Here is a 516-nt window from a genome sequence, read left to right on the forward strand (position 1 = left end):
GTATCGCGCCATCGTCGCTTCGCCTCGTTTCCCGCCTTTTTTGCGGGCATCGCGAATGATAGGCTGCGAGGGAGTTTTTCTACAGCTACGTTAGATGGCAATGGACCGCACATGATCGTTGTTGCAGGACTCAACAAGCGCGAAGTACGTCGTATGCTGCTGTTGGGCATCCCGTGGTTTGTGACGACCCTGATCTGCGCGCAAAGCCTCAGCTCCATCTGGTTTGTTCTTTTCGCCTTCGTTGCACTTCTGCCATATTCCTACTTCTATGTGCTGGCCTACACCAACGTCCAAGCCAATATTGGGCGGCCACCAGGTTGGCGTTTCTATCTCGGTTCGGTAGTTGTGCAGTTGCTTGTCATCGGCCTCATGTGGGCCGGCGCAAGCATCTAACTGTTCGTCCAAGCGGACGCCGTACCGGCGCCGCTTAACTCCAGCGTTGAAGCTGTAGAAAAACCCCTTACTGATCTGCAAAACGAGTCCGCCGTGCTGGCGGATTTTCGTTTCGACTTCGTG

General features: G+C 54.7%; 1 protein-coding gene. It reads left to right on the forward strand.

Translation table 11 applies throughout. The features are described from left to right. Nucleotides 1-393: hypothetical protein (locus tag ACQGNJ_RS00020; RefSeq protein ID WP_426687202.1), on the forward strand; the 393-nt coding region annotated here is incomplete at its 5' end. Nucleotides 394-516 lie beyond the last annotated feature (123 nt).

Source organism: Rhodanobacter ginsengiterrae (assembly GCF_050026815.1).
In the GTDB taxonomy this organism is placed as follows: Bacteria; Pseudomonadota; Gammaproteobacteria; order Xanthomonadales; family Rhodanobacteraceae; genus Rhodanobacter; species Rhodanobacter ginsengiterrae.